This window comes from Oceanicola sp. S124, from assembly GCF_000220565.1.
GTDB lineage: Bacteria > Pseudomonadota > Alphaproteobacteria > Rhodobacterales > Rhodobacteraceae > Pseudooceanicola.
The window spans coordinates 1-2,191 of the sequence record NZ_AFPM01000338.1 but is presented as its reverse complement, the minus strand read 5'-3'; the positions used below and the strand labels follow the sequence as shown (position 1 = coordinate 2,191).

Sequence of the window (2,191 nt, the reverse complement as noted above, 5' to 3'; positions counted from 1 at the left end):
ATCCTCATCGGCCATCGGCCGGATGCAGTCGGCGGGATGGATACCGGGGCGCGCGGGCGACAGGAAGGGCCCTTCCAGATGCAGCCCGATCACCTCGGGCAGCTGCGGCGCGGCGGCGCAGACGGCCTCCATCGCGCGCAGGTACTTCCGGCCCGCGTCGGTGATGAAGGTCGGCAGGAAATAGGCGGTGCCGCCCCGGCGCGCGCCCTCGGCCATGGTTCGCAGGCTTTCAGGCAGCGGCGCATCGTTGAACAGTACGCCCCCCGCCCCGTTCAGCTGCAGGTCAATGAAGCCCGGCGCCGCGACCTCCGCCTCGATCAGCTGCCCGCCGAGCGCGGCAGCCCGCGCCCCGTCGAGCTCTTCGACGAAGCGGCCCTCTTCGATGACCAGCGCGCGGTCGTGGCGTGGCGCACCGCCGAAACCGTCGTGAAGCGCGCCGGCGCGCAGGATGATGCGGTCAGCCAAGGTCGACCTCCTCTGCGTTCGGATGCACGAAATCGAGGTAATCGCGGCCCTTCAGCGCCGAGGCGGCCCCGCCATCCAGCCGAACGGTGACGCGCGGATGGAACTGCAGCACCGAGGCCGGACAGGCGGCGCTGACCGGCCCCTCGATCATTGCCGCCACGGCCTCGGCCTTGTGCGCGCCGGTGGCGACCAGCAGGATCTGCCGCGCCTCCATGATCGTGCCCACGCCCATGGTGATCGCATAGGTCGGCACCACCTCGCCCTCGGCGAAGAGACGGGCGTTGTCGTCGCGGGTCTTGCGCGCCAGCGTCTTGACGCGGGTACGCGACCCGAGGCTGGAGAAGGGCTCGTTGAAGCCGATGTGGCCGTTGGCCCCCAGCCCCAGCAGTTGCAGGTCCAGCCCGCCGCCATCGGTGATCCGGGCATCATAGTCGCGTGCCTCGGTGTTGGGGCTGGCGGCATCGCCGCGCGGGACATGGGTATTGGCCCGGTCGATGTCGATATGGTCGAAGAGCTGCTCTGCCATGTAGCGGTGATAGCTCTGCGGGTGCTCGGGCGACAGGCCGACGTATTCGTCGAGGTTGAAGGTGGTCACGGCGCGGAACGAGACCTCCGCCGCCGCCCTGCGCAGTTCGGCGTAGACCGGCTCCATCGTGCCGCCGGTGGCAAGGCCCAGCCGGCAGGCGGGCCGCGCGCGCACCAGCGACAGGATATCGCGGGCCGCCGCCGAGGTCGCCGCCTCGGCACTGTCGTGGATCAGGATCTTCATTGCGGGAGACTCCCAGGTAAGTCAGCGAATGTGGCCCTCAGGGGCCGATGTGCAGCCCCTGCCCGAGGCGCAGAGAGACGCCGCCGGGCGGGGATGTCCAGAGGGTGACGCCGGGCCGCTCGACCCGGCGAAGGGCGGCAAGGCCGGACCCGGCGCGCGAACCGATCTCGCCGCTGAGCAGCAGCACGTCGTCGGCGGTCTTCACCTCGCGCTGATGTGCGCTGTTGGCCCGTTCCCAGGCACGCAGGCGCACCAGCGCCTCCAGGGCCCGCCCCTCGGCCGCCAGTGCCGAGATATCGGCCATCGGGCCAAGGCCATAGGCGGCGGCATAGCGCTCCAGCCCGTCGGACCCGGCGATGAAGCGCGCGGGGCCGCGCAGGATCTGTCGAGCGGTCGTGCCGGTGGCGGTGCTGCGCGGATGGAGGGTGACGGCGGTACTGGCGCAGTCGCGGATCTGGGCCAGCCGGCGCGCCCGCATCGCCTCTCCCCGCGCGCCGGAAAGGTCCAGCGGGCGGTAGGGCGCCACGGCGGGCATGGCGAAGCCGGGACGGTGCCGGGACGGGCGGCGCGCCGAGGTGATCTCGGCGAAGCAATCGGCATGGTCGAGGCGGCTCAGGCAAAAGCCCTGCCGGTCGGACCGGACATGCAGGTAGGTCAGCGCCGCCAGCGGGTAGTCCTGTTCGGCCACCCTGCCCGCACAGCGCGCCATGTAATCGGTCTCGATCTGTTGCACCAGTGTCGCCAGCCGGGCGGGGCTGAGCGGGGCATGCAGCACGCTGCCCGCGATCCCGGCGGACAGGCGGCGGGCGAACCAGGCCGGATCGGTCATGTCGGGGCGGTAGCGCGCCGGTTCCCCGGCCAGCGAGGTCGCCCCGTCGATCACCCAGAGGTGGAACCCCGAGCGGGTCAGGCGGAAGCCGAAGGCGTCCTCGCTGATCCTGCCCGAGGCCGGAGACC

2 protein-coding genes and 1 pseudogene are annotated in these 2,191 nt (G+C 71.6%); all 3 read right to left on the bottom strand.

The genetic code is table 11. From position 1 onward, the window contains the following. A pseudogene (locus tag OS124_RS0123235) lies at window positions 1-465 on the bottom strand (amidohydrolase family protein); the annotation flags it as partial. Then, a complete protein-coding gene (gene nagB, locus OS124_RS0123230; protein ID WP_010142457.1) occupies window positions 458-1,234 on the bottom strand; it encodes a glucosamine-6-phosphate deaminase in 777 nt (258 codons plus the stop codon). The gene nagB and the pseudogene OS124_RS0123235, both read right to left, overlap by 8 nt. Window positions 1,235-1,271: 37 nt before the next feature. Beyond that, window positions 1,272-2,191 (bottom strand): hypothetical protein (locus OS124_RS27715; protein ID WP_010142456.1); only part of this gene is annotated, 920 nt, incomplete at its 5' end.

What these genes read in the sequence shown, in the direction of transcription:
- nagB (WP_010142457.1), bottom strand. Translation starts at nt 1,234, where the DNA reads ATGAAGATCCTGATCCACGACAGTGCCGAGGCGGCGACCTCGGCGGCG.